Below are 25382 nucleotides of genomic sequence, written 5' to 3' on the forward strand. Positions count from 1 at the left end.
CACCACGGCGTTGATGCGAGACTCTCTCCCGGCGCCTTCTTTGACGCTTCCCACGGTGGATCTGCGCGAGGACCTGTGGATGAAATTCCTTGAAAGAAATATTTGCTCCACATGCTGTGATGAGTGTTTTCGCAGGTGAAACGCATGCTGGCCGCAAAAAAACTTTGATATCCACAGAGTTCCCCACAGACTGTGCACAAGGTATGCCCCGTACTGCACAGGTTATCCACAGCACCCGCGGCATGCTGGCTTTGCGGCTGGCACCGGGGCGGCTAGCGTAGCGGGGTACCTGTTCTCCGCGGTCCAAACAGGGCCGCGCCTGCCCTGGTTGGGAGCCCTGCGCACCACCTTTCACGAGTCTTTGTGGAAAACCTGTGGATAGTGGGGATAACTTTTGGCCGGAGTGAGGTTTCGGAGCAGCCGACGCTTGATTGTCAGGGCCTCCGGGTAAACCTGGACAGGTGGCGGAGCCGGTTATCGGATGCCGTGAACAGGATGGATCGCCGGGCCCATAGGCCCGGCACAAATGGAGGACGGCAGCTTTGTCAATCGCGCATCTGGACCCCGTCGAGACAACCCGTGGATCGGATGCCAGCCGGAAGCCTCCCCAGGACATCCCGGCCGAACAATCGGTACTGGGCGGCATGATGCTGTCCAAAGATGCCATCGCGGACGTGGTTGAGATCCTCCGCGGGCAGGATTTCTACCGGCCGGCGCACGAGACCATCTATGAGGCCATCATCGACCTTTACGGCCGCGGGGAGCCGGCGGATGCCGTCACCGTGTCCGATGAGCTGACCAAGCGCGCCGAGATCAACAGGATCGGTGGCCCTGCCTATTTGCACGAGCTGATCCAGACAGTGCCCACGGCAGCCAACGCCGGCTACTACGCGGAGATCGTGGCCGAACGGGCGGTACTTCGCCGGCTGGTGAACGCCGGAACCAAAATCGTCCAGCTGGGCTACGGCTCGGACGGTGAGGTGGAGGACCTGGTCAACCAGGCACAGGCCGAGGTCTACGCCGTGGCGGAACGCCGGACGGCCGAGGATTACGTGGTGCTGAAGGACGTCATGGAGTCCACGGTGGACGAAATTGAGGCCTCCGGCCACCGCGGCGAAGGCATGACCGGGGTACCCACCGGCTTCTACGAGCTCGATGAACTGACCCACGGACTGCACCCGGGCCAGATGATCGTCATCGCGGCGCGTCCTGCCGTCGGTAAGTCAACCTTCGCGCTGGACTTCGCCCGCTCCGCGGCTATCAAGAACAACCTCGCCACGGTCATGTTCTCGCTGGAAATGGGCCGGAACGAGATCGCGATGCGCCTGCTGTCCGCCGAGGCCACCATTGGGCTCCAGGACCTCCGCAAGGGAACCATCAAGGACGAGCAGTGGTCCAAGATTGCCACCACCATGGGCCGGATGAATGATGCCCCGTTGTTCATTGACGACAGCCCGAATATGTCGCTGATGGAAATCCGGGCCAAGTGCCGCCGCCTGAAGCAGCAGCACGATCTCAAGCTGGTCATCCTCGACTACCTGCAGCTCATGAGCTCGGGCAAGAAAGTGGAATCCCGCCAGCAGGAAGTCTCCGAGTTTTCGCGTGCCCTCAAGCTGCTGGCCAAGGAACTCCAGGTCCCCGTGATCGCCTTGTCCCAGCTGAACCGCGGATCGGAACAGAGGCAGGACAAGCGCCCCATGGTGTCTGACCTCCGCGAGTCCGGCTCCATTGAGCAGGACGCCGACATGGTCATCCTGCTTCACCGCGAAGACGTTTATGACAAGGAGTCCCCCAGGGCCGGGGAAGCGGACATTCTGGTGGCCAAGCACCGTAACGGTCCCACCAAGGACATTGTGGTGGCCTTCCAGGGCCACTACTCCCGCTTCGCCAACATGGCGGGGGACACCGGCGGCGGCGGCTTCTAGGCGTCCCGCGAAGCCTTGGTTCCCCCGCCGGCATGCCCTGCGGCGGCCAGCAGGTGGTTCGGCAGGCGGTTCCCTGGTGCCGTTCCCCGGATCTCCAGGAGTTCGCGGGCATGCGCGTGGAGCCGCTTGTCTTCCTCGCTGACCGGCACCCAGGCGGGGACAGGCACCGAGTTGCCGTCGTCGTCGCGGGCCACCATAACGGTGAGGCAATAAGTGGTGAGGTTCAGTTCCCGGCCCTTGGGGTCACCGGAACGGACGTGGACGGCGATATGCATGCCCTTGGTGCCGGTGTACACCAGCCGGGCTTCCACCTCAACCACGTGGCCAATGAGCAGCGGCCGGTAGAAGCGCACGCCGCCGGAGAACACCGCAACGGTGTCCCTGCCGCAGTACCGTGAGGCGCAAACGTAGGCGGCCTCGTCGATCCATTTCATGACGATGCCGCCGTGGACCTTGCCGCCCCAGTTCACATCGGTGGGAGCGGCCATAAACCTCAGCGTCACGCGTTCGGCGGTGCCCGCACCGGTATATTCCTGGCGGTTCATGGCTTCAACGATCTGCTCACGGATTTTGATGCGGGCCAGCGCATGGTCGCGCTGCTCGATCTCTTCCGCAGTGACGGGCTCGAACTGCTTGACCGGGATGGGTTTTCCATCCTCGCCAACAGCAACAAAGATCACCATGCACTGGCTGCGCATGGTGGCCGGGCCGCCCCTGGGATCCCCGGAGGACACAACGGTGCGGATATGCATGGATGACCGTCCGGTGTAGACGATGGTGGCTTCCACCTCCACCATGTCCCCGCTGTTGACGGGATCGGCGAAGTGGATGTTTCCCACGTAAGCGGTGACGCAATACGACTTGGCCCATCCCACCGCCGCGGCATACGCGGCCTTGTCCACCCACTCGAGCACCGTGCCTGCGTCCACCGAGCCGCTGTGCCCCACGTCGGTGGGGGCGGCGAGGAAGCGGAGGGTCACAGAGTTGGGGCGGCCGGTCTCAGTCATGCTGCGATCTTACTGATGGCACCGGTTACCGGCCGGTTGGGCGTGAAACAAACTGCCCCGCCCACCAGAGCGGTGGGCGGGGCAGTTTCGATACTAGTTACCTCAGTCGCGGGTGTATACGATATCCGGCTGGGCCGGCAGCTCCATGCCAACCCCGATGAAGAAGCCCGGGTGCGGCGGCTGGTTATATGCCACGTTTTCGCGGGCCACCGACTGCCGGTATACAGGATCGTGCATCAGCGTCCGCAGGCGGACGTCCGTACCGGCTGTAGTGGTGTAGATCCGCAACTCAGTGCTGTCGGCGGAAGGCCACGCGATTTCCTCCCGCCAGTCGCCCAGGAGATCAGCCTGGATGGCAGGCGTGCCCTTGGTACCGTTGTTGGATTTGGCGCCCGTTGCGGTCAGCAGCCGGTCGCTGGACTGGGTTTCCCAGTTCCATTTGGCGATGCTGGGTGTTCCGCTGTTGGTTGCCGCGTCCCAGTCATGGTCGACGATTTCACGCAGCAGGTCCCCGTCCCACCACGCCAGGAAGTTGGCCGCCGGAATCTTCTCCGAGATCAGCTCACCCTTGACGGAACGGAGCTGACCCACTGCGGAATTCCAGGCAGCGTCGCCGCCGACCGCCCACCCTTCCGCGCCGGGAAAGCGCGGGTCGATGTCGCCCATGGCCCCGCGGCCGGTGTCCTTGACGGCGGGAATGCTCCACAGCACCTCGCCGGTCCTCGAGTCCCGGAAGGTGGCTCCGAGGTTTCCGCTTGCACCCATCTCCTCGTGCACGGCAAACGTCTCCAGTCCCGGCCTGGACGGATCGAAGTCGCTCGTGTGGATGGCGTCCCCATGGCCCAGGCCCGTGCTGTAAAGGGGTTTGCCGTTGTCATCGATGGTCATGGATCCAAAGACGAATTCGTCCTTGCCGTCAGCATCCACGTCGAGGACCGACATGTTGTGGTTGCCCTGGCCGCGGTACTGGGTACCGGCGATATCTGAATCGAACGTCCAGCGCTTGCTGATCTTTCCGCCCACCAGGTCATAGGTGGCCAGCACGGTCCGCGTGTAGTAGCCGCGGCTGAACATCATGGACGGGTGCTCGCCGTCCAGGTAAGCCACTGCCCCCAGGAACCGGTCCACACGGTTGCCGTAGGTGTCTCCCCAGGCGCCCACGTCCCCGCGAGGGGGATCGTAGGCCACGGTGTCCATGATGGTCCCGGTGGCTCCGTGGAACACGGTGAGGAATTCGGGTCCGGTGAGGACATAGCCGCTGCTGTTCCGGTAATCAGCGCCGGCGTTTCCGATCACGGTGCCGGCTGCGTCCCGGGTGCCGTCCGCCGTCTTCATGGCCACCTCGGCCTTGCCGTCGCCGTCGAAGTCATAGGCGAGCAGCTGGGTGTAGTGGGCCCCGGCGCGGATGTTCGGGCCCATGTTGATGCGCCAGAGCTTGGTGCCGTCCATCTTGTACGCGTCTACGTACACGGTTCCGGTGTAGCCGGACTGTGAATTGTCCTTGGAATTGGACGGGGACCACATCTGGAGGATCTCGTAGGACCCGTCCCCGTCCAGGTCCGCCACGCTGGCGTCCCCTGCGGAGTAGGTGTAAGGCTGCCCGTCTTTGGTGTAGTCGTCGGCGGGCTTGTCGAGTTTGATGGCCAGGTAGTTCCGGGACATCGGCTGGAACTCCGCGGTCAGTTGGTCGCCGCCGTTGCCCACCGCCTTGATGACGTACTTGGAGGAAGCCGCGCCTGCCGGATCCAGGAAGGTGGTGCTGTTCCGGATTGGCTCATCGGTGAGCTGAACGCCGTCGCGGATGACATGGAAGCCCACCTGCTCCGGGTCAAGGCCCAGCATCCGCCAGCTTAGCCGCACGCCTTCACCCGTCAGCAGGGCTACTGGTGCGCGGTCCAGGTTCTCCATTTGCCGGTTCACCACAGTTACCTTCCCGGTCCCCACAACAGCGGACGGCGCGGACTCGCCGCCCTTGTTCACCGTGGTCACCCGGTAGTAGTACTTGATGGTTGTCAGCACCGTGTAGTCGGTGAAATTCACTTCGGTGGCCCGGCCCACGTACTCAAAAGGCCCGTCCGGGGAAGTGGAGCGGTACACCTGGTAGGCGGCAGCGTCCTTCACCTTCTGCCATTTCAGCGTCACGCTGGTCTTCTCCACGGCTTTGACGTCCACTTTGCCGGTGGCGGCGGGGACGGGGGTGGCGGGATCAACCAGGGCGGTTTCCACCGTGTTGGAGGGAACCGACTCGAGGCCCGTGCTGTCCAGGGCGGTCACGAAGTACTTGTACTTGAGCCCTGCGAACGCCGTGGTGTCATGGAAGGCAGGAGCCGTCACGTCCGCGGCAACGAGTTGGGGTTCGGTCTCGAAGGACGCCTGCCGGAAGACCTTGTAGGCGGCGGCGTCGGGCACCGCATCCCACGCGAGGTCCACGGTGGGCGGTTCAGCTGCGGCGTTGACAGCGGTGGGGCGCAGGTTGGCCGGTCCCACCAGCAGCGGGGTCACCTCCAGGCCGTTCAACCGCTGGCCGGAACCGCTGATGCTGAGGTTCAGCTGGCCGTCCGTGACCAGGACCTGGTTAATGATCTTGGTGGCGGAGGAAGCCTTGCTGGAGGACACCTGCCCGAACGGGGTACCTTCGGCGGCCACGTCCGTCCTGGTGGAGCCGATCCAGTCGCTGTGATAGGTCTTGAGCGCGTAGGTGCCATTGGGTACGTCAAGCTGGAATTCGAAGCTGGACCCGCTCAGCACGAAGTCGCGCAGGAGGTTGCTGGTGACGGCGCCGCGGTCCCGGTCACTGAGGACGGAGGTGTCCTTGAACCCGAACCCGCGTTCCGCGGTGTAGGGCATGGTCCGGTTAACCTCGGTGTAGCCGGGCTCGACCGGTGCGCCGGCCGGCCCGAAGTCGAACTTGTACTTCGCCTGCTTGGTGGTCAGGGCCAGGGGAGTGCTCGGCTCTGAGAGGCCCTTGCCGTTCATCGCGGCCACGCGGATGCTGTAGGCCGTGCCTTCCGCAAGGCCGGTGAGGTTGGCCGTGGGTACCGTGGCAGTGGTGGTGAGCTTGTAGGCGCTGTCCGGCTCGCCGGCCAGCTTCCGGTACACCTTGTAGATGTCCGCACCCTCAACTGCCTGCCACTTCAGGAGCGCCCCGGCGTTGGAGATGCTGCCCGCCACCAGGCCTTGCGGCTGTGCGGGAACGGACGACGGCGGTGCGATCTCCTTGACGCGCGCCGCCAGCGGCAGGTTGAGCTGCTTCACCCCGTTGGCCACCAGGCGGGCGATCTGGATGGCGCCGTACTCCTGGAAGTGGGTGTTGTCCACGGTTCCGGTGGGCCGGTTGGGATAAACACCCGCGTCCACGTGGAGAAATACGGACTTGGTGTCCTCGGGGCCAATGGCGTCGTAGTACGCACGGCTTGAGGCGGAGAGGTCCACCAGTGCAACGCTTTCTTCGGCGGCCAGTTCCTGCATCTTCGCCACGTATTCGGGGAAGCTGACGTTGAACTTGCCGGTGGCCTCGTCGTAATCGCGCCGGCCCACAGGGGTGACCAGGACGGGGACGGCGCCGCGTTGGCGTGCCCCATGGACGTAGGTCCGCAGGTATTCCTTGTAGTCCGCGGGGGAGGCGTAGCGGTCATCCACGCCGATGGTGGCGTCGTTGTGGCCGAACTGGACCATCAGGTAGTCGCCCGGGTTGATGACGCGCAGGATCTCGTCCAGCCTGCCCTGGCTGATGAAGTTCTTTGAGCTCCGGCCGCCAATGGCGTGGTTCCGGAATGTCACCGCAGTGTCGAAGTAGCGGTCGATCATCTGTCCCCAGCCGGCCTGCGGAACATAACCGGCGTCGTAGGTCTGGACCGTGGAGTCGCCCGCGAGGTACACGCCGGGATCCGTGGTGGCCGTGCGGGGAGCCCGTGCGGCGATGACCAGGGAGTTGATCCTGGCGGCTGTGCCGGTGAAGTCAAGGTTGAGCTGCCCGTCCACCAGTGAGATGGGGAACTCCATCTCCAGGTACTGTCCGGCGGGCTTGTCAGTGGCCTGGACTTTTGCCATGCTTTCCGCCGTAATGGCGATGTTGGTGGCTTCCGCGGCGTCGCCGGCAATGAGTTTCACGGTGTAGTCGCCGTTCGGCAGGTCCACCAGGAAGGTGCTGCCCTGGGCCTGGACAAAGTCCGAACGCAGGGCATCCCCTGTGCCGCGGTCGGCGCCGGAGGTGACGGCGGTGTCCGTAAAGCCGAATTTCGATGCTGCCGAATACTGCGTGTCCGCGTTAACGGCGGTATAACCCTCTGCGGTGGCACCGGGGCCGAAATCGAATTTGAAACCACTTCCCACGGGTGGCAGCGCAGTTTCGGCATGGGCGGCGGGCAATCCGGTGAGGGCCAGGGCGGCACACGCTGCTGCCGCCGTCAGGGCACGCGTTGCACCGTGGCCGCGGCGTTGCCGAGGGGGTGGCCCTTCCAATGACCGGGGGATCGCTTGCTGGGGTTTGTTCACTGACATCTCCTTCGATGAGCGGCAAGGTTGTTCCCAGGAGCGGTATTGGAACGATTCAAAAGGGCGCCGGCAGAATGCTGTTGAGCGCGGCGGGACCGATGAAGTTCCGGGGAATACCCGTTGTTGAAAAACTGAGACCTGGGTGCGGGTGATGCAGCTTTCACTGCACCACTCACTGGTTTATCAGGCCCCGCGATGCTGCGGCAAGCGTTTTCCCAACTTTCCCGGCCCGGGGCGCTGAAGGTCCTGCGGTGCGCCGGCTGCCAACCGTGGCAGCCGGGACGGCAGGCCTTAGTGCTCGACGGCGACCGGCCACCTTGGGTGACCGGCCGCCGTCGGGCTCCCTGGAGGGGAGGTTCCTAGGCCAGTGCGGCCAGCCGGGACTTGCTGCGGCCGAAGAGGGCGCGGTCCAGGGAAAGCCGGCCGGCTCCCGTGAGTGCCAGCGTGAACGCCGCCGCGGCAAGGAGCAGGACGAGTTCGTAACCGCCCTTCGCCGCGAAGACGCCGGCGGGGGCGTGCACCAGGACGAGGGCGCCGAGCATGTCCAGGACGAGGAGTGCGGCCACCACGCGGGTGAGGATCCCCAGGATCAAGGCAATGCCGCCCGCCAGTTCCAGGGCGGCGATGGCGGGGGCCATGAGATCGGCTGCCGGAATGCCCATCTTGGCAAAGGAGGCCTGGGTGCCGGCGATGGTCCATTCATTGAACTTCTGCCATCCGTGGGCTGCGAAGAGGAAGCCGAGGACGATCCGCAGGGCGGCGAGGGCGGTGGTGGTCAGTGCTGACTGGTTCATGCATTCCACTCTTCCGGATCAATGGTTGAAGTGTCAACAAAATCGCGCGGGTTGTGGGCTTTCTCATGCCCGGCCGCCTCCTGGCAGTGGCCGAGGTTAAGCTGGCAGCGTGCCCCAGCAACCTCCTCCTGCCGCCATGACCGGAACCCAGGGCCATGCCCGGGAAATACTCCGCCTCGCCGTCCCCGCCTTCGGAGCGCTGGTGGCCGAACCCCTCTTCCTGCTCGCGGACTCCGCCATTGTGGGGCATCTCGGTGTTGCCCAGCTCGCGGGTGTTGGGCTGGCATCAGCGGTGCTGCAGACCGTCGTCGGACTGATGGTCTTCCTGGCGTACTCAACGACGCCCGCTGTAGCCCGCGCCATTGGTGACGGACAGTTGGGCAAGGCCCTTGCGGCAGGGCGCGACGGCGTCTGGCTGGCATTGCTCCTCGGCTTGCTCCTCGCCACGGCAGGCTTCGCAGCCGCCGGGCCGCTGATTGACCTTATGGGCGCCGACGGCAGCGTGCGGACGTTCGCGGTCGACTACTTGCGGTGGTCCATGCCGGGCCTGGTGGCCATGCTCTTGATCTTTGCCGGCACCGGCGTGCTGCGCGGGCTGCAGGACACCAGGACCCCGCTGGTGGTGGCCACGGCAGGATTCGGCGCCAACATCGTCCTGAACCTCTGGCTTGTCTACGGCCTGGGCATGTCCGTGGTCGGATCGGCGATGGGCACCAGCCTGGCACAGTGGGCCATGGCTGCTGTCTACGTGGTGATGGTGCGCCGCAGTGCCGTGCGGCATGGGGTAAGCCTGCTTCCCAGCTGGCGGGGCATCCGCAGCATGACGCGCGTGGGATCGTGGCTGATGCTGCGCACGCTCAGCCTGCGCGCGGCAATCCTGGCCACGGTGCTGGTGGTGACCGCCCAAGGTGAGGTCAATCTTGCTGCCCACCAGCTGGCCATGACCATCTTTTCCTTCCTGGCATTCGCCCTGGATGCCCTGGCGATCGCGGCGCAGGCACTCATTGGGAAGGAGCTTGGCGCGTCCAATGCGGCCAAGGCCCGGTTGCTGACCGGGACCATGATCCGCTGGGGCGCCGGGTTCGGCGTGGTGACGGGCCTGCTGCTGGCCGCGGCAGCACCCTGGGCAGGGGCGCTGTTCACTCCGGATCCCCAGGTTCAGCAGGTGCTCACCATTGCCCTCTGGATCCTGGCGGCAGGGCAACCGATCGCCGGGTACGTGTTCGTCCTGGACGGCGTACTGATCGGCGCGGGGGACGCGCGGTACCTCGCCTTGGCGGGGCTGGTGAACCTCGCCGTCTACGTGCCGTTGCTGGCATGGGTTGCGCTGTCCGGTGCCACCGCTGCCACGGGGCTCGGATGGCTCTGGGTGGCCTTCGGGCTGGGGTACATGTCGGCGCGTGCCCTGACCCTGGGCCTGCGTGCGCGGTCGGACCGCTGGATGGTGCTGGGTTCGGCCTGACAACGGGGCAGTCCGGTTAAACGTTCCAGCTGCCCCCACTAAACTGGACCGGTGACGCAACCATCCACCCCCGCGGGCGCTGCCCCCGGAACCGCCCCCCGCAGCGACCTCTGGAAGCCTGTCCTGCTCCGTTCGGCCGCTGCGCTGGTGTTCGGCGCCCTAACGGTCTTCTGGACGTCGCCTTCCGTGGAGGTCATGGGCTGGGCCGGGGGCCTCTACCTTCTGGCCACCGGCGTGGTGTCGCTCCGAACGGTTCCGGCAGCGGGGTTCGCCCAGAATTCGGCGCCCGGCAAGCTGCTGTCGGCCGGCGGCGCGGTCCTGGCCGGTGCCGGCTTTGCGGTGCTCCTCCTGCACAGCGACCTGTTGTTCGGGGTGATCGCAGCCCTTGGCCTTGGCGTGGCCGGCGTCCAGGAGCTCGTCTGCGGCCTGCAGTACAGGGGCCGCCATGTTCTTGCCCGTGACTGGATTGCCTCCGGGATTATCGGGATTGGAACCGCAGTGCTGCTGCCGTTCTTCATCAACCTCGGTGCCCATGCCCTGTTGGGCGTGGCTGGCGGTGGGGCGATTATTTCCGGCGTTCTGTGGGTGCTTTCCGGCCTGACGCTGCGGCACGATGCCGGTGCCGGGGCGGGGAAGCCGTAAACTAGGGGGAGCGCCCTTCTACTTTCTGTAGAAAATCCGGTGTGACACCGCAAGACGTAAACCAGGCCGGCCGTGCGCCGCCTGCAGGGAGGAACCACTGTGGCTGACCAGCATCAAGGAAAACCGCGCAAGCTGCGGACCTCGGTGAAGGGGCCGCTGATGTTCTCGGCGTTCTGGGCCGTCGTCGCCTTCGTCGCAGTGTTGATTTTCGCCTCCGGGGGAAGCGCGCGTGCACCGAGGTTCGACCTCGCCTTCACGGCGGCCGGCATCGCCTTCATCGCGACCCTGGTGATCGCCGCGATGCTCTCGATGAGCTACAAGGAGAACGCCGAACACCTGGGCAAGGGCTCGGGGGTAAACCTCAGTTCAGCACCCAAGTCCAGCCACGGTTTCGGGACGCAAGCCGCCCAGAACCCGCCGGTGCCGGATGATGGCGCAGACGGCACTTCCCAGCGCTAGGCGGTACTGCCGCGGCGGTGCGTTAACCGGCGGCGGCCTGCCGCGCCCGGTAAGCCGCAACGTGTGCCCGGTTGGCGCAGTTACCGGTATCGCAGTACCGCTTGGACCGGTTCCGGCTCAGGTCCAGCACGGCGGCATCGCAGTCCTCCGACTCGCATACACGCATCCGGTCCATTTCCTTGCTGCGGATCACATCAGCCAGGGCCATGGCCGCTTCAGTACTCATCCGGTCGGCAAGGGGGGCCTCCGGTGCCGTGGCATGGAGATGCCAGTCCCATCCGTCGTGCTTCATCAGTTGCGGCAGCGCATTCGCGTCCCGCAGCAGCCGGTTGACCGTCTCCACTGCAGCGTCTTCATCCGCGGTCCACACTGCCGACAGTTCGCGGCGCAGCTGCAGCACGCTTTCCAGTTCCCCGGCGTCCCTGCTCCGGGATCCGGAAAACCCTTCCGCGGCCAGGAAGCTGTCCAGGTCCGCAACGGAGGCCAACCCTTCCCTGCTGTTCGCGGCGGTGTTGATGAGGTTCACCACCGTACGCAGCGCCACTTCTGTGTCAGGGGCGAAAACCATGTTGACTCCTTACAGCACCCACGCGTAGTGTCATGGGCATTACCCCACTTTACTCCTGACAGGAGGCGACGGTGCCTGCCGCCGAGAACCACAACCCCGCCCCGGAGCTGCCTACCCGGAGGCCCGGTTTCCAAGCCTCCGGCCTCGGTATCGCGCTGTTCTCCTCCGCCGTCTTTGGCCTGTCCGGATCCTTTGCCAAGTCACTGCTGGAAACCGGCTGGTCCCCGGGGGCGGCAGTCACCGCCCGCCTGACCGGCGCGGCCCTGCTCCTCGCCGTGCCTGCCGCGTGGGCGCTTAAGGGCCGCTGGCACCAGCTGCGGGACAACTGGCTGACCATCGTGCTGTTCGGGCTCATTGGGGTAGCCGCCTGCCAGTTGTTCTACTTCAATGCGGTGGCCCGGCTCTCCGTGGGCGTCGCGCTCCTGCTGGAGTACCTGGCTCCGGTGATCATCGTCCTGTGGCTCTGGGCCGCCAGCCGCCGGCGACCCAGCGTGCTGACCGCCGGCGGGACCCTGCTGTCCCTGGCCGGGCTGGTGCTGGTCCTTGACCTCACCGGGGCCGTGAAGGTGGACCTGGTAGGGGTTTTATGGGGCATGGCGGCCGCGGTCTGCCTGGCCATCTATTTCTTCATCACTGCCAGGGAAAATGACACCCTGCCACCCATCGTGCTGGCCTCGGGCGGCCTCATGGTGGGCGCTGCCGTCATGTGGCTCGCTGCCGCCACGGGCCTGCTGCCCATGGCCTTCAGCGCTGCGGATACCGCCCTGGGTCCTTGGACCACGCCGTGGTGGGCCCCGCTTGCCGGGCTGGTGGTGCTGGCCACCGTGCTGGCGTATGTGTCGGGTGTCATGGCCGCCCGGGCGCTCGGCTCCAAGGTGGCATCGTTCGTGTCACTCACCGAGGTCCTGTTTGCCGTGGTGTGGGCGTGGCTGCTGCTGGGAGAACTGCCCGGCGCCATCCAACTCCTGGGCGGGATATTCATCGTCGGCGGGGTGATCCTGGTCCGGCTCGACGAACTGCGGGTCCCCGCCACATCTGCTCCCCGCGACGGCGGAAAGGGCACCCGCGTGCCCGCGTCACCGCTGGAGCACGCGAACGACGTCGAGCCCGTGCCTTAAGCCGCGCCCGTCACGTAAGAAGAGCCCGCGCCTTAAAGACGACGGCCCGGGCACCTTGCGGTGCCCGGGCCGCTTAGGCGGCACTTCGTGCCGCCTAAGGCATTAGCCGTTCGAGGCCTGGCTCTGCTGCTCTGCGTTCCGCTTGGCCTGGCTGCCGGCCTCTTTCAAGGCTTCGGCAACCTTGGTCAGCATGGTGGCGTGCTGGCCATCCCATTCGCCCTTGAACTTGTCCGCGTCCGGGCCCTTCCAGTCGGTCCCGTGCAGAAGCTTGGTAAGAGTGGATTTCTGCGTCTCGATCTCGGACGCCCCTGCCTGAAGCTTGCTGCCGAGCTGGCGAAGCTGCTCAACGTCTGCACCCCAAATAGCCATCAGTTTCTCCTTGTTAGATCGTGGATCCGAACCAGATCGGCATCCCCAGCGGCCCCCCGGCTCATCCGGAAGATCCATTGCCTAAAACCTATCCCGGCCCCCAAACAGTGTCGATGGGCAGCCCTGCCCATGCCGGGCTCCCCATGGACGCCGGGCGGAGACCATGACAAAGGGGTCGATCCCAGGCGTTGGAAGAGCCTAGCATGGCGTTATGTGCCGGAATATCCGAACCCTTCACAACTTCGAGCCACACGCCACGTCCGACGAAGTACACGCGGCGGCGCTGCAGTATGTCCGCAAGATCAGCGGCAGCACCAAGCCGTCCAAGGCCAACCAGGAAGCCTTTGACGAAGCCGTGCACCAGATTGAGCACGTCACGCAGCACCTGCTGGAATCCCTGGTGACGCAGGCACCGCCCAAGGACCGTGAGGCCGAAGCGGCCAAGGCCAGGGCACGCGCCGCCGAACGTTACGGCGCGGCCTGAGCTCAGCGCCGGGTATTGCCGAAGCTGCGCAGCCGCAGCGAGTTGGCCACCACCAGGACTGAACTGGCCGCCATGGCCGCGCCGGCGATCATCGGATTGAGGAGTCCAAGGGCAGCCACCGGGATTCCCACCGCGTTGTAGAAGAACGCCCAGAACAGGTTGGTCTTGATGGTGCCCAGGGTCTTCCGGGAAAGCTCAATGGCCTGCGCCACCTGGGCGAGGTCATTGCCCATCACCGTCAGGTCCGCGGCTTCGATGGCCACATCCGTTCCCGATCCCATGGCAATCCCGAGATCCGCCTGCGCGAGTGCCGCAGCGTCGTTGACGCCGTCTCCCGCCATGGCCACCGTGGCCCCGTGCGCCTGGAGTGTGCGTACTGCCTCCACCTTTCCTTCCGGCAGAACGCCGGCATAGACGTCGTCCGGAGCGATGCCGACGGCGGCAGCCACCCGGGCGGCAACGGCGGCGTTGTCCCCGGTCAACAGGATGGGCCGCAGCCCCAGCGCCTTCAGCCGGGCGACGGCGGCGGCGGAGCCTTCCTTGACGGTGTCCCTGAGGCTGATGATCCCGGCCGGCACTCCATCCACCGCGACGCAGATTGCCGTGGCGCCGCCTTCCTCGGCAGCTGCCAACTGCGCCTGCTGGCCGGTGTTCAGGACAATTCCTCCCTGCTCCAGCCAACCGCTCCGCCCAGCCATCACGTGCCTGCCCTCAACGGTTCCCCGCACTCCGCCGCCCGGGGCGGAACTGAAAGCCTGCACTGAAGGCAGGGTGCCGGCGTCGTCCGCTGTGTCTGCCAAACGTGCGGCAGAGGCTGCTGCCGCCGCAACGGCTCGGGCCACTGGGTGCTCGCTGGCGGCCTCGAGTGCTCCGGCGAGCCGGAGGACGTCCTGTTCGTCGAAACCCGGGAATGCCGTGGTGGCGTCAACGGCCAGGATGCCGGTGGTGACGGTCCCTGTCTTGTCCAGCAGGATGGTGTCCACGGTGCGTGTGTCTTCCAGGACCTGGGGGCCCTTGATCAGGATGCCCAGCTGGGCGCCACGGCCGGTGCCGGTCAGCAGGCCCACCGGGGTAGCCAGGCCAAGGGCGCACGGGCAGGCGATCACCAGCACCGCGACGGCGGCCGTGAACGCCTGCCGCAGCTGCCCGCCGTCGGCGCCTGGGCCGGAGATAAGCAGCCAAAGGACGAACGTCAGGGCGGCAACGGCCAGGACCACCGGTACGAAGACGGCGCTGATGCGGTCGGCCAGCCGTGCGATGGGGGCCTTACCGGTCTGTGCCTGCGATACCAGGCGCGCCATCTGGGCCAGGGTGGTTTCGGAGCCGACGCGGGTTGCCCTGACCAGCAGGCGGCCGGAGGTGTTGAGGGTGGCACCCGTGACGCGGCTGTCCGGCCCCACTTCGACGGGGACCGATTCGCCGGTGACCAGGGAGGCATCCACGGCGGAGGCGCCGTCCACCACCACGCCATCGGTGGCGATCTTCTCGCCCGGGCGGACCACCAGGACGTCGCCCACCTGCAGCCGGTCGGCCGGGATCTTCTCTTCCAGGCCGCCGCGCAGGACGGTGGCGTCCTTGGCTCCCAAATTCAGCAGGGCCTGGAGGGCGTCGCCGGCCTTCTGCTTGGCGTTGGCCTCCAGGTACCGGCCCAGGAGCAGGAAGGTGGTGACCACGGACGCCACCTCAAAGTACACGCCGCCGGACATGCCCTCCATGCCCGGGTGCTCCGTCATGCGCGGGTCCGCCACCAGCTGCCAGGCCGAGAACAGGTAGGCTGCGGCCACGCCGAGCGACACCAGGGTGTCCATGGTGGAGGCGAGATGGCGGGCATTGATTGCCGCCGCGCGGTGGAAGGGCCACGCCGCCCACGTGACCACCGGCAGTGCCAGGACGGCCGCCACCCAGCCCCAGTTGGGGAACTGGAACGCCGGGACCATGCTGATGAGGAATACCGGGACGGTCAGGACCGCGGCGAGGATGAGGCGCGGACGGAGGGTGCGGGCAACGCCGGGCACTCGCTCTGCATGCTCGCTCGTTCCTCGCTCATACGCATGCCGCCGCAAGTACCCGACGTCGTCGCCCGCGGGCAACGTAGCGCCAGCGACTGCGTCGACCCGCGCATGACCCTGCTGGCGGACCGTCGCCTTGTATCCGGCTGCTTGCACCGTTGAGGTGAGCTGTTCGTCGGTGATGCCTTCGGGCACCGTGACGTAGGCCGACTCCAGTGGCAGGTTGACCGTTGCCGCCACGCCGTCGATCTTGCCGAGCTTCTTTTCCACCCGGTTCACGCAGGACGCGCAGGTCATGCCCTCAATGTCCAGTTCGACGACGCGGTTGCCCGGCGGGTGCAGCAGTTCTTGGTGGCTCATGTCAGCTTTCCGGCTTGAAAGGGTTTGCTAGGCCTCGTTGGCCACCACCAGGTAGCCCGCCTCGGCGACGGCCTCCCCGATGTCGGAGGCCGGGAGTTCCTTGCTTGAGGTGATGGTCACGGTGGAAACGCCGCCGGCGTTCAGGTCGACATCGACTGCTTCAACGCCTTCGATGGCTTCGAGCTCTTCGCTGACGGCCGACACGCAGTGCCCGCAGGTCATGCCGGAGACGCTGATGGTTGTGGTGGTGGGGGAGGTAGTGCTCATGGCTTGCTCCTTCATGTCCCGGCGGTGGCCGGGGCTTGGGTGTGGGTTGGTGTCAGCGGAGCAACCGGCCGATGGCGTCGGCAGCTTCCTTGACCTTCGCATCAATGGCGTCAGCGCGTGCTTCCGGGTCCGGTTCGGAGGCTGCACCCACCACGCAGTGGCCGATGTGTTCCTCGACCAGCCCGAGGCTGACTGCATGGAGGGCCTTGGTAACGGCGGCAACCTGGGTGAGGATGTCGATGCAGTACTTGTCCTCATCCACCATCCGGGCAATGCCCCGTACCTGCCCCTCAATGCGCTTCAGGCGCCGAAGGTACGCGTCCTTGTTTCCCGTATAGCCGTGGTGGGGTGCGGCGCCGGTTCCGCTGGCCGCTGATTCGGCTGCCACGGCCGCGACGGCTTCTTCAATAGCGTCCATACCGCAACGATATACCCCGTGGGGGTATAAAGGCAAGTACCCCGGAGGGGTATCTGGAGGCAAGTTCTTATCGCGGGCCCCAACAACCGTGCAGCTGCAGTCAGGGCACAAAAAAGCTCCGGAGTGCGTTATTGGGGGATACGCACTCCGGAGCAGCTCTTGGGCAATTCCGGCTTCCACCGGGTGGATCGGTCTTGCTTGAATTAGCTTACTGGCTGGCACCGGCACTGCGCCAGCGGTGCGAATAACTACTTTCGCTTTACTTTAAAGCGGGCCGTCAGGGTATTGGCTTCCGCTTCCGCCGCTCATGGCCTGTCCACATGTGCGGGCATCCGGTAGGGAACCACCAGCACCGGCCGGCTCTGGTGGTGGCTTAACCACGCCCCCACCGATCCGTTGAGAGCCTCCGAGAGCCGGTGCGCGAAACCCCGTTCGGAGGTGCCCACAATGATCAATGGTGCGTCCATCTCGGCTGCCAGCTGCCCCAGGGCGCGGGCAGGGTCCCCGGTCAAGGTGCGGAAGGACCACTGCAGCGGCGCGCCGTCGGACGGCAGCATGCCCACGGCGGCCTGGACCTGCGCTTCCAACTCCCTTGTCAGCGCCAGCATGTCGTCGTTTGCGTCCGGGTGCCGGGACAGCCGGTGGGCGGAGCGGGCCGGGTCCCATTCCACCAGGTAGCTGGCTTCGTCCACATACGCACAGACCAGGGGCGTGCACAATCGGGCAGCCAGGGTGGCCGCGGCCCGGAGAACCTCCGGGTGCTGTTTGGGCATGATCCCCACCAGCAGCGGGCCGCCGTCGAAGTCTTCCCATGTCATGCTGCCAATTGTCCGCCCGCCGGGGCGGTGTGAACAGGTACCTTGGGCCCGTCAACTCCCGCCAGCGCCGGCCCGGAGACGCTAGGAAACACTGGGGTATGCGGTGACCACAACGTTCTTGCCCCACGGATCCTCCGTGTAGCAGCTGATGAGGACAAGCCGGTTGGGCACCATGTCCCAGACGGGACTGTCCTTGAGGCTGGACTTCAGGTACGTCGTGATGCTGTCCACCCGGTAGCTGATGGTTCCGGCCGCCGTTTCCACATCCAGCCGGTCACCGACTGCTGCTGCTGAGCTGAGGTGGTTGAAGGGCGCGTCCGCGCCTTCCCAGCTGTGGCCCACCACGTAGGTGGTGTTGCCGGAGCCCCGGCCCGGAACCCCGAACGGTGTCAGCCAGTATCCGTCCTTGGTGGCAGGCGGCTCGATGGTCCGGCTGGATTGGGCATCGCCGTCCAGGTCCAGCGGATGGATGGCAACATCGAAGGCGGCCGACGGGTAGTGGATATGGACGGGCTGGGCAGCCGCGGGAAGTTCGGGTCCTGCAGGCGCCTCCGCTGCAGTCCCGCCAGGGGCCTCGGCTGTTGCGGCCTGATTCTGTGCCGTGGCGTCGTGTGCCGCCATACCATTCGGTGTGCCGGTCCCCGCTATCGGAGCCGCCCCGCCGGCGGAAGCAGGGCCGCCGGGAACCAGGGCGGCCGACGCAGGGGCCTCCGTTGCCGGCGGCGGTGCCGGGTGAAACAGGGGAGCGCCGAGGGTGAACGACAGGAAGGCGAGGACGCCACAGAACAGGATGGCAACGTCACCGGTGTTCCATCGGCGCCAGGCGCGCCGCCAAGCCCCCGGCGTGGGGGCTGCGTGCCGGCTTCGATCCTGGCGCATGGCACTCCTCACGGGTCGGGCGGGGTTGGAAGGAAGGCGTCCTGCCGGGCACTGGCAGGACGCCTTCCTTGTCAAGGGGCCACGTGTTGTGGCCGTTTGCGGGCTACCCGCCGGTGTGCAGCAGACGCGGCCGGCGGCGTACTGCCACCGCTGCTCCCGCTGCGGCCAGTGCCGCTGCGCCGGCAAGCCAGCCCGGACCGGCGTCCGGTGCTCCAACCGCCGTCTGCGCGTTGTAGCCCTGGTTCGTGCCGACGCTGACGGGGGCTGCCGCGGGGGCAGCCTTGGGTGCTGCCTTCGGTGCGGCGGCAACCTGCTTGGCCGGTGCGGGCTGGGCGGTTACAGTAGCCGTGGCCACTTCGGCCGGGGCTTCCACCGATGGGGTTTCCGCTATGGCTTCCGTCAGCGGTTGCACCACGGGCTGCTCCGGCACAGAATTATCGACGACGACGGGCTGCTCCACCACGGGCTGGTCGACGACCACGGGCTCCTCGGCGGGAGGCGTCACGGGAGTATCGACGACGACGGGTGGCGCCGGGACCGTCGCAACACAGCCGTTCGCGAAAATGGCCTTGCCAGTGTCCCAGTTCAGGCCGTCCGGGAGCCCCTCACCCGGTGGGATGATGTCCCCGTCGTGCCGGTCGTGACCCTCGAATCCGGAACTCGAGATGCTCACGGTTAAGTAGCCGTTCCCAACGGCGTGGCAGAAGGATTTGTTGTTGTTGTCCGCGGTGGCGGGGGCAGCGACGGCCAGTGCCGCCAAGCCCACGGCGCCCAGAGTGGCTAAGGTGCGTTTCATGTTGTCTCCCCATATTTGTGTGAAACGGACCATGGTGGGGAAAGGCCAGCGGTGGCACCGTTTGCCCCAGCAGCACGGTCAGCTTGCTTGAGATTTCAGGCTAGGGGCGCCGCTTGGGGCAGTCGCCAGTAGGCGATACTCGTCTTTTCCTGGCTTTTAGGTGCGGTGTTACTTGTGGGTACCCGAATAATCCACACAGCTACTTGCTGCCTGCACAAGTCCTTGTAGCCATTCCCGGCCCGACCTAACGTTGAACCAGGCGACGAAAGGGTGCGTCATGGAAATCTTCATGTGGTGGCTGGACCTGGATCTTGAGAGCAAGGAATGGCTGCGCGAAAACCTGCGCGCCGAGGAACTGCCGCTCCCGGTCCTGCAGGGGATCGCCGAAGCCGGCGGACCCCACCCCGGCAACCCGGCCGCCGTGCTGACCGCCGCGGACTGGGACTTCATCCAGACACAGTCCGAGTTCGTGGACTGACTCCTGCCGAGTAGATTGGCTCCTCTACCTACACCACTGGGGAGCTGGGGGGGCTGACAACCGTTGCGCAGCGGCCCATCCGGTGGTTGCATGGTCCGCATGGCAACGGCGGCAGAATCATTTGTCCTGGCAATCGGGACCAAAAAAGGGCTGTGGCTGGCCACGAGCCGGGACAGGCAGGAGTGGTCCTTCACCGGTCCCCACTTTTTGATGGCGGAGATTCCCAGCATCGGGATCGATACCCGGGAAGGCCGCACCCGGATCCTGGTGGGGGTCCGCAGCCCGCACTGGGGACCCACGGTTGCACATTCCGATGACCTCGGCGCCACCTGGACCGAGCCGGAGCAGGGCGCCATCACGTTTCCCGGGGATACCGGGGCAGCAGTGGAGCGCGTGTGGCAGATTTACCCGGACGCCGAGTCCCGTCCCGGGGTTGTGTGGGCGGGAGCCGAGCCCATTTCCGTCTGGAAATCCACGGACGGCGGAGAGCACTTCGAGCTGAACCGCGGCCTGTGGGACCACCCGCACCGCAGTGACTGGGGAGCAGGCTACGGCGGTGCGGCGGCGCATTCGATCGTGGTGGACCCGGCGGGCGAAACGGTGCACGTTGCCATGAGTACCGGCGGCGTTTACCGTTCGCTCGACGGCGGCACCTCCTGGGAGCCGCGCAACAAGGGCATCTCGGCCTACTTCATGCCGGATCCCAATCCGGAGTTCGGCCAGTGCGTCCACAAGATCGCCGCGGACGCCGCAGTGGCGGGACGCCTCTACGCCCAAAACCATCACGGGGTCTACCGTACGGACGATAACGCAGACAGCTGGAACTCCATTGCGGCGGGCCTGCCGGCAGACTTCGGCTTCGTGATGCTCACCCATCCCCGCCGGGACGGCACCGCCTGGGTTGTTCCACTGAAGGCCGACGGCGAACGCATCCCTCCGGACGGAAAGCTCGCGGTCCACCGCACGGATGACGCCGGGAACACCTGGAAGCGGCTCAGCAGCGGACTCCCTGAGCACGAATACAACAGCGTGCTTCGGGACGCGGCGTCGGTGGACACCGCAGAACCCGCCGGGGTGTACTTCGGTACGCGGGGCGGGACGGTCTACGCGAGTGCGGACGAAGGGGAAACGTTCCGGGAGGTGGCTTCCCACCTGCCGGATGTCCTGTGCGTCAGGGCGGCCGTGGTGGCCGGTGCCTGAGATTTCGCTGCTGCTGCCCAGCGTCCTGCAGCCCCTGGCCGGCGGGCGGTCCGTGCTGACTGCGCCCGCTGACGGGCCGGTGACGGTGGCGCGCCTGCTTGATGCGGTTGCCTCCGACTATGCCGTGCTGGGCCGGCGGCTCCGCGACGAGACGGGCGCACTGCGCAGGTTCGTCAACATTTACGTGGACGGTGATGAGGTGCGGCGGCTCCAGGGACTGGATACCCAGGTAGCACCCGGCCAGGAGGTCCTGGTGATCCAGTCCGTTGCCGGCGGCTGACCGGGAAGTGGGCAAGGCGGCGGGCAGCCCTTACTGGCTACGCCCGCAGCCCAACGGCCATCTCCCTATGCCACGCGCCATACGCTGCATTCGTCCGTATTGATAGCTTTCCGGACCCCCGTGATCCGGTCCAGGATCCATACCACGCCGATGCCCGGCGCCGTTTCCTGCACGCTCCCGCGGCGGATCACCACGTCGTCGTAGGACGGGCCCACGGAGAGGCGGGCTTCGATTTCGTCACCGCGATGGAGCTGGTCCAGTGCTCGGACCCTGGTTACATGCGTGGTCGCTTTCTTCAACATCGGGGGCCTCCTGGCTGGAGCTGGTGCCGGCTCTTGCCTGCACTAACCAGTGTGGGCGGAGAATGTTGCGTCCCCGTTTCCCCGCGGTTATGGCGCGGTTAGTTCTTGGAGCCGCTGCTGTTTCAGGCGTCGACGCTGCTGCGGTAGGCAGCCAGGAAGGTGGAGATCCTTTCCACCGCCTCTTCGATCTCCAGCACCGACGGCAGGATCACGAAGCGGAAGTGGTCCGGCGCAGGCCAGTTGAAGGCGGAACCGTGCGACACCAGGATCTTTTGGTCCCGGAGCAGGTCCAGGACAAACTGTTCGTCGCTGGAGATGGGGTACACCTCAGGGTCCAGGCGCGGGAAGAGGTACATGGCGCCCGACGCCGGGACGCACGTTACGCCGGGGATGGCCGTGAGGAGCCTGTGGGCGAGGTCCCGCTGCTCGCGGAGCCGGCCGCCCGGCTTCACGAGCGTCTCAATGCTCTGGTAACCGCCCAGGCAGGTCTGGATGGCGTGCTGGGCGGGAACATTGGCGCACAGGCGCAGCGAGGCCAGGAGCTCCAGGGCTTCCCGGTAGCTTTCGGTGGCTGCCCGTGGCCCGGTAATGGCCACCCACCCCGCCCGGTAGCCGGGCATCCGGTACGCCTTGGACAGGCCGCTGAAGGTCAGGCAGCACAGGTCTTCGGCCACGGCAGCGGTGTGGATGTGCCGCGCTTCTCCGTACAGCACCTTTTCGTAGATTTCGTCGGAGAAGAGGACCAGGTTGTGCTTCCGGGCCAGGTCCGCGAACTGCTCCAGGATGTGGCGGGGGTAGACCGCGCCCGTGGGGTTGTTCGGATTGATGATCACGATGCCCTTGGTGCGGCTGGTGATCTTGGCCTCGACGTCCGCCATGTCCGGCCACCAGTTCTCTTCCTCGTCGCAGAGGTAGTGCACGGGCTTCCCGCCGGTCAGGGTCACCGCGGCGGTCCAGAGGGGGTAGTCCGGCGCGGGGACCAGGATCTGGTCGCCGTTTTCCATGAACGCCTGCAGGCACATGGAGATGAGCTCGCTGACACCGTTGCCGATCACGATGTCCTCGACCCCGATGTTCATCAGTCCACGGGTCTGGTAGTACTGCGAAATGGCTGTCCGGGCTGTGAAGATGCCCTTTGAGTCGCTGTAGCCCTGGGCCCCGCGAAGGTGGTGGATCATGTCCACCACCACGGACTCCGGCGCTTCCAGCCCGAACGGTGCCGTGTCCCCAAGGTTCATCTTGAGGATCCGGTGCCCTTCGGCTTCCATGTTCCTGGCGGCCTGGAGGATGGGTCCGCGGAGTTCGTAGCGGACGTCCCGGAGTTTGCTGGAATGCTGCATGGCGTGCATGGTTGATCTTTTCACAAACGCACGACGGCGGCGCGCGGCTACGGTGCCAGCCGGTCGCCCTTGCGGTGCACGCGGAACCAGCGGTACCCGTACCGCCCCAGCTCAACGCTGAAGCTGCCGTCAGGCTCCAAGGGGGCGTTGCCGCCGTCGAACAGGTCCAGCAGCAGGGCGTCCCGGTAAGCCTGGCGCGGGCCGTCCTCCGGTCCCACCATGCCGCTGACCTTCACCGTGTCTTCGCCGAGGTTGTGCAGCAGCACCAGCGTCCCGCCGTCGGAACTGCAGGTGTGGGCGAACACCGCAGGCTCGGGCTGGTCGATGACCGCGAACTCGCCCCAGCCCAGCTCGGGCGCCTCGCGGTACCGGGCGATCAGCATGGCCATGAAGTTGAACAGCGAGCCCGGGTCCCGCTTGGCGGCTGCGGCGTTGACGCGGTCGGGGCCGTACTCGCCCCGTACCAGGGGCGCCACCAGGTCCGACGCCCTGGCGTTGGAGAAGCCGCCGTTCCTGTCGCTGTTCCACTGCATGGGCGTGCGCACGGCGGCCCGGCTCTTCTGCCGGAGGTCCTCACCCATGCCGAGCTCCTCGCCGTAGAACAGCACTGGGGTGCCGGGCAGGGAAAACATGAGCGAGTACACCATCCGCAGGCGCTCCTGGTCCCCGTCCAGCATCGGCGGAAGCCGCCGCCGCAGGCCCCGGCCGTAGATCTGCATGTTCTTCTCCGGCCCGAACGCGGCAAAGACCTCCTGGCGCTCGCCGTCGCTCAGCTTGTCCAGCGTGAGCTCGTCATGGTTCCGCACGAACATGGCCCACTGGTTGTCCGGGTGGATCGGCGGGCGGCTCTTGAGCGTCTCGGCCAGCGGCCGCGCATCCTGCCGGGCCAGGGACAAATAGATGTGCTGCATGGACAGAAAGTCGAACTGCATGTTCAGCTCGTTGCCCTCAGCGCCGCCAAAATACTCCAGCTGCTCCTTGTAGGGCAGGTTCACCTCCCCCAGGAGTACGGCGCTGCCGTTGCGCCGGGTCAGGAAACTGCGCAGTGCACTCAAATAGCCGTGGGGATTGATGTTCGCTGCCTCGTCCTTGGGCTGGCCCCGCGTCTCCAGGAAGAACGGCACGGCGTCCAGCCGGAAACCGTCCAGCCCCAGTTCCAGCCAGAGCCCCATGGCCTTGGCGATCTGGTCCCGGACCTGGGGATTGGTGACGTTGAGGTCCGGCTGGTGCTTGGCGAACATGTGCAGGTACCACTCGCCGGTGGCCTCGTCCTGGGTCCAGAGCGAGTTTTCCTCCCCGGGGAACACAACCTCGGAGGATGTGTCCGGGGGAGTGTCCTTCCGCCACACGTAAAAGTCGCGGAACGGGTTGTTGGTGGATTTCCGGGCTTCCACGAACCACGGGTGCTGGTCAGACGTGTGGTTCACCACGAAGTCCGCGATCACCCGCATGCCGCGGTCCTTGGCGGCGCGGATGAACTCCACCAGGTCACCCAGGGTGCCGAGCCGCGGGTCCACGCTGAAGAAGTCCGTGACGTCGTAACCGTCGTCCCGGTCGGGGGACGGGTAGAACGGCATCAGCCAGATGCAGGTCACGCCCAGTGCGGCGAGGTAGTCCACCCGTTGGGTGAGGCCGGCGAAGTCCCCGGTGCCGTCGCCGTCGTCGTCGAAAAACGTCTCCACGTCCAGGCAGTAGATGACGGCGTTCTTCCACCACAGGTCCGACGTCTCGGCGATCCTCATGCCGAAGCGTCCGACGCCGGGTTGGCGGCTGCCGCCGCCAGCTGCGGTTCCGTATGGGTGCGGTCAGGGGTGCCTCCGGTAGTGCGAACCTGCGGGAGCACTTCCGCGGCGAACGCGTCGATGAAGGGAGCCTGCTCCTGGCCCACAAAGTGCAGGTACAGCTCGTCGAAGCCCAGGTCCACGTATTCGGACAGCCACTCCACGTGCCGGCTAAGGCTGGCCGAAACATTCACCGTGCTGCGCACATGCTCCTCGCGCACGTGCTCGGCAACACCGTCGAAATGCCCTGCCGTGGGCAGGTCCCAAGGGATGGGCGGCGCGAACGTGTTGGTCCGCCACTGGTCCAGGGCGATGGCCGCCGCCTCCTCCTCGCTGCCGGCCCAGGACAGGTGGACCTGCAGCACCGCCTTGCCCTTGCCCCCATTGTCCCGGTAGGCGGTCAGCATGTCCCGGAGCTTCGACGCCGGCTGGTTGACGGTGACCAGACCGTCCGCCCAGGCCGCGGCCCGGCGGGCGGTCTCCACACTGATGGCAGGGGCGATGAGCGGCGGCGGGGAGTCGGGGACATCCCAGATCCGCGCCTGTTCCACGGTCACCAGGCCCCGGTGGGTGACCTCCTCGCCGCGGTGCAGCCGGCGGATCACGTCCACGCACTCCTCCAGCCGCCGCTGCCGGATGTCCTTGGGCGGCCACGCGTCCCCGGTGACATGCTCGTTCATGTTTTCACCGCTGCCCGGGGCGAACCAGAACCTGCCGGGGAACATGCCGGCCAGTGTTGCGGAAGCATGGGCGATGATGGCCGGGTGGTAGCGCTGGCCCGGTGCGGTCACCACCCCGAACCGCAGGCCCGTGGTGGCCAGGGCTGCCCCCAGCCAGGACCACGCGAAGCCGGAGTGCCCCTGCCGGGCGGACCATGGCTCGATGTGGTCCGAGCACATGGCCGCGTCAAAGCCTGCGCGCTCCGCGTGCTGGACGTCCTTGAGCAGCTGGCCGGGACTGATCTGTTCATGGGAAGCGTGAAAACCGACAGTAACCATCGTTAAGCTGTACCGTCCCCGGAGGTGCCATGTCGAGGGGTACCCCGGACAGGCCTGTTGGACAGGTGGCGGGGCATGGGCGACTTGTTCGATAAGTTTGAGGCTTGTAGTACGGGCTCTGCGGCAGTGCAGGG

Annotated in this window: 24 protein-coding genes; 9 read left to right on the forward strand and 15 right to left on the reverse strand. The window is 66.2% G+C overall.

Features of this window, described 5'->3' with window-relative positions; genetic code table 11:
* Positions 1-542: 542 nt before the first annotated feature.
* On the forward strand, positions 543-1925 hold the full coding sequence (dnaB, locus tag QFZ57_RS05275) for a replicative DNA helicase (RefSeq protein ID WP_306629390.1): 1383 nt from the start codon (positions 543-545) through the stop codon (positions 1923-1925).
* Here the strand turns inward: dnaB and QFZ57_RS05280 are convergent.
* The 3 genes from QFZ57_RS05280 to QFZ57_RS05290 all read right to left on the reverse strand — a co-directional run bounded on the left by QFZ57_RS05280 (position 1922) and on the right by QFZ57_RS05290 (position 8220).
* Positions 1922-2932: an acyl-CoA thioesterase gene (locus tag QFZ57_RS05280; protein ID WP_306898527.1), complete on the reverse strand. Its 1011-nt coding sequence runs from the start codon at positions 2930-2932 to the stop codon at positions 1922-1924. The two genes, dnaB and QFZ57_RS05280, sit on opposite strands and share 4 nt — an antisense overlap.
* Positions 2933-3034: 102 nt before the next feature.
* Positions 3035-7426, reverse strand: a complete 4392-nt coding sequence (locus tag QFZ57_RS05285; RefSeq protein ID WP_306898528.1) for a rhamnogalacturonan lyase family protein — start codon at positions 7424-7426, stop codon at positions 3035-3037.
* 359 nt (positions 7427-7785) lie between these two features.
* Positions 7786-8220, reverse strand: a complete 435-nt coding sequence (locus QFZ57_RS05290; protein ID WP_306898529.1) for a DoxX family protein — start codon at positions 8218-8220, stop codon at positions 7786-7788.
* A gap of 136 nt (positions 8221-8356) precedes the next feature.
* Here QFZ57_RS05290 and QFZ57_RS05295 point away from each other — a divergent pair, with 136 nt between their 5' ends.
* The 3 genes from QFZ57_RS05295 (at position 8357) to QFZ57_RS05305 (ending at position 10783) form a co-directional block, all read left to right on the forward strand.
* Positions 8357-9682 carry an MATE family efflux transporter gene (locus QFZ57_RS05295; RefSeq protein ID WP_306901535.1) on the forward strand — a complete coding sequence of 442 codons (1326 nt, stop codon included), beginning with the start codon at positions 8357-8359 and terminating at the stop codon, positions 9680-9682.
* Positions 9683-9733: 51 nt separating this feature from the next.
* Positions 9734-10324, forward strand: a complete 591-nt coding sequence (locus QFZ57_RS05300) for a hypothetical protein (RefSeq protein WP_306629394.1) — start codon at positions 9734-9736, stop codon at positions 10322-10324.
* 99 nt (positions 10325-10423) lie between these two features.
* Positions 10424-10783, forward strand: a complete 360-nt coding sequence (locus QFZ57_RS05305) for a hypothetical protein (protein WP_306629395.1) — start codon at positions 10424-10426, stop codon at positions 10781-10783.
* 22 nt (positions 10784-10805) lie between these two features.
* Here the strand turns inward: QFZ57_RS05305 and QFZ57_RS05310 are convergent, their stop codons facing one another.
* Positions 10806-11351 carry a CGNR zinc finger domain-containing protein gene (locus tag QFZ57_RS05310; RefSeq protein WP_306898534.1) on the reverse strand — a complete coding sequence of 182 codons (546 nt, stop codon included), beginning with the start codon at positions 11349-11351 and terminating at the stop codon, positions 10806-10808.
* Between the two features lie 71 nt (positions 11352-11422).
* On the opposite strand from QFZ57_RS05310, the gene QFZ57_RS05315 reads away from it, so the two are divergent.
* Entirely contained in the window at positions 11423-12469 is a 1047-nt protein-coding gene (locus QFZ57_RS05315) for an EamA family transporter (protein WP_373461185.1), read from the forward strand.
* A 102-nt stretch (positions 12470-12571) separates the two neighbouring features.
* On the opposite strand, the gene QFZ57_RS05320 is transcribed toward QFZ57_RS05315, so the two are convergent.
* Positions 12572-12838, reverse strand: a complete 267-nt coding sequence (locus QFZ57_RS05320) for a WXG100 family type VII secretion target (RefSeq protein WP_306629398.1) — start codon at positions 12836-12838, stop codon at positions 12572-12574.
* A gap of 211 nt (positions 12839-13049) precedes the next feature.
* Here QFZ57_RS05320 and QFZ57_RS05325 point away from each other — a divergent pair, with 211 nt between their 5' ends.
* Positions 13050-13322 carry a DUF2277 domain-containing protein gene (locus tag QFZ57_RS05325; RefSeq protein ID WP_306629399.1) on the forward strand — a complete coding sequence of 91 codons (273 nt, stop codon included), beginning with the start codon at positions 13050-13052 and terminating at the stop codon, positions 13320-13322.
* Between the two features lie 2 nt (positions 13323-13324).
* On the opposite strand, the gene QFZ57_RS05330 is transcribed toward QFZ57_RS05325, so the two are convergent.
* From QFZ57_RS05330 to QFZ57_RS05355, 6 genes are all read right to left on the reverse strand, one after another.
* Positions 13325-15691 (reverse strand): heavy metal translocating P-type ATPase, encoded by a 2367-nt coding sequence (locus tag QFZ57_RS05330; RefSeq protein WP_306898537.1) that lies wholly within the window; start codon positions 15689-15691, stop codon positions 13325-13327.
* 27 nt (positions 15692-15718) lie between these two features.
* On the reverse strand, positions 15719-15958 hold the full coding sequence (locus QFZ57_RS05335) for a heavy-metal-associated domain-containing protein (RefSeq protein WP_306629401.1): 240 nt from the start codon (positions 15956-15958) through the stop codon (positions 15719-15721).
* Positions 15959-16010: 52 nt separating this feature from the next.
* Complete coding sequence (locus QFZ57_RS05340; RefSeq protein ID WP_306898541.1) at positions 16011-16376, reverse strand: metal-sensitive transcriptional regulator; 366 nt, start codon at positions 16374-16376, stop codon at positions 16011-16013.
* Between the two features lie 305 nt (positions 16377-16681).
* Positions 16682-17194 (reverse strand): universal stress protein, encoded by a 513-nt coding sequence (locus QFZ57_RS05345; RefSeq protein WP_306898543.1) that lies wholly within the window; start codon positions 17192-17194, stop codon positions 16682-16684.
* Between the two features lie 81 nt (positions 17195-17275).
* Positions 17276-18073: a class F sortase gene (locus tag QFZ57_RS05350; protein WP_306898546.1), complete on the reverse strand. Its 798-nt coding sequence runs from the start codon at positions 18071-18073 to the stop codon at positions 17276-17278.
* Positions 18074-18176: 103 nt separating this feature from the next.
* On the reverse strand, positions 18177-18869 hold the full coding sequence (locus QFZ57_RS05355) for a hypothetical protein (protein WP_306898547.1): 693 nt from the start codon (positions 18867-18869) through the stop codon (positions 18177-18179).
* A 277-nt stretch (positions 18870-19146) separates the two neighbouring features.
* Between QFZ57_RS05355 and QFZ57_RS05360 the strand changes: the two genes are divergently transcribed.
* From QFZ57_RS05360 to QFZ57_RS05370, 3 genes are all read left to right on the forward strand, one after another.
* Positions 19147-19347, forward strand: a complete 201-nt coding sequence (locus QFZ57_RS05360; protein ID WP_306898548.1) for a hypothetical protein — start codon at positions 19147-19149, stop codon at positions 19345-19347.
* 90 nt (positions 19348-19437) lie between these two features.
* Positions 19438-20547 carry a WD40/YVTN/BNR-like repeat-containing protein gene (locus QFZ57_RS05365; RefSeq protein WP_306898549.1) on the forward strand — a complete coding sequence of 370 codons (1110 nt, stop codon included), beginning with the start codon at positions 19438-19440 and terminating at the stop codon, positions 20545-20547.
* Positions 20507-20827: a MoaD/ThiS family protein gene (locus QFZ57_RS05370; protein ID WP_373461186.1), complete on the forward strand. Its 321-nt coding sequence runs from the start codon at positions 20507-20509 to the stop codon at positions 20825-20827. Before QFZ57_RS05365 ends, QFZ57_RS05370 begins: the two co-directional genes overlap by 41 nt.
* A gap of 65 nt (positions 20828-20892) precedes the next feature.
* On the opposite strand, the gene QFZ57_RS05375 is transcribed toward QFZ57_RS05370, so the two are convergent.
* The 4 genes from QFZ57_RS05375 to QFZ57_RS05390 all read right to left on the reverse strand — a co-directional run bounded on the left by QFZ57_RS05375 (position 20893) and on the right by QFZ57_RS05390 (position 25248).
* The gene (locus QFZ57_RS05375) at positions 20893-21129 is read right to left on the reverse strand and encodes a hypothetical protein (RefSeq protein WP_018762891.1); all 237 of its coding nucleotides are present in this window, start codon (positions 21127-21129) and stop codon (positions 20893-20895) included.
* A gap of 122 nt (positions 21130-21251) precedes the next feature.
* Complete coding sequence (locus tag QFZ57_RS05380; RefSeq protein WP_306898553.1) at positions 21252-22478, reverse strand: pyridoxal phosphate-dependent aminotransferase; 1227 nt, start codon at positions 22476-22478, stop codon at positions 21252-21254.
* Positions 22479-22516: 38 nt separating this feature from the next.
* A complete protein-coding gene (locus tag QFZ57_RS05385) occupies positions 22517-24211 on the reverse strand; it encodes an alpha-amylase family protein (RefSeq protein WP_306898556.1) in 1695 nt (564 codons plus the stop codon).
* Positions 24208-25248 (reverse strand): TIGR03885 family FMN-dependent LLM class oxidoreductase, encoded by a 1041-nt coding sequence (locus QFZ57_RS05390; protein WP_306898557.1) that lies wholly within the window; start codon positions 25246-25248, stop codon positions 24208-24210. Before QFZ57_RS05390 ends, QFZ57_RS05385 begins: the two co-directional genes overlap by 4 nt.
* Positions 25249-25382: the final 134 nt, after the last annotated feature.

Source organism: Arthrobacter sp. B1I2, from assembly GCF_030816485.1.
Taxonomy (GTDB): Bacteria; Actinomycetota; Actinomycetes; order Actinomycetales; family Micrococcaceae; genus Arthrobacter.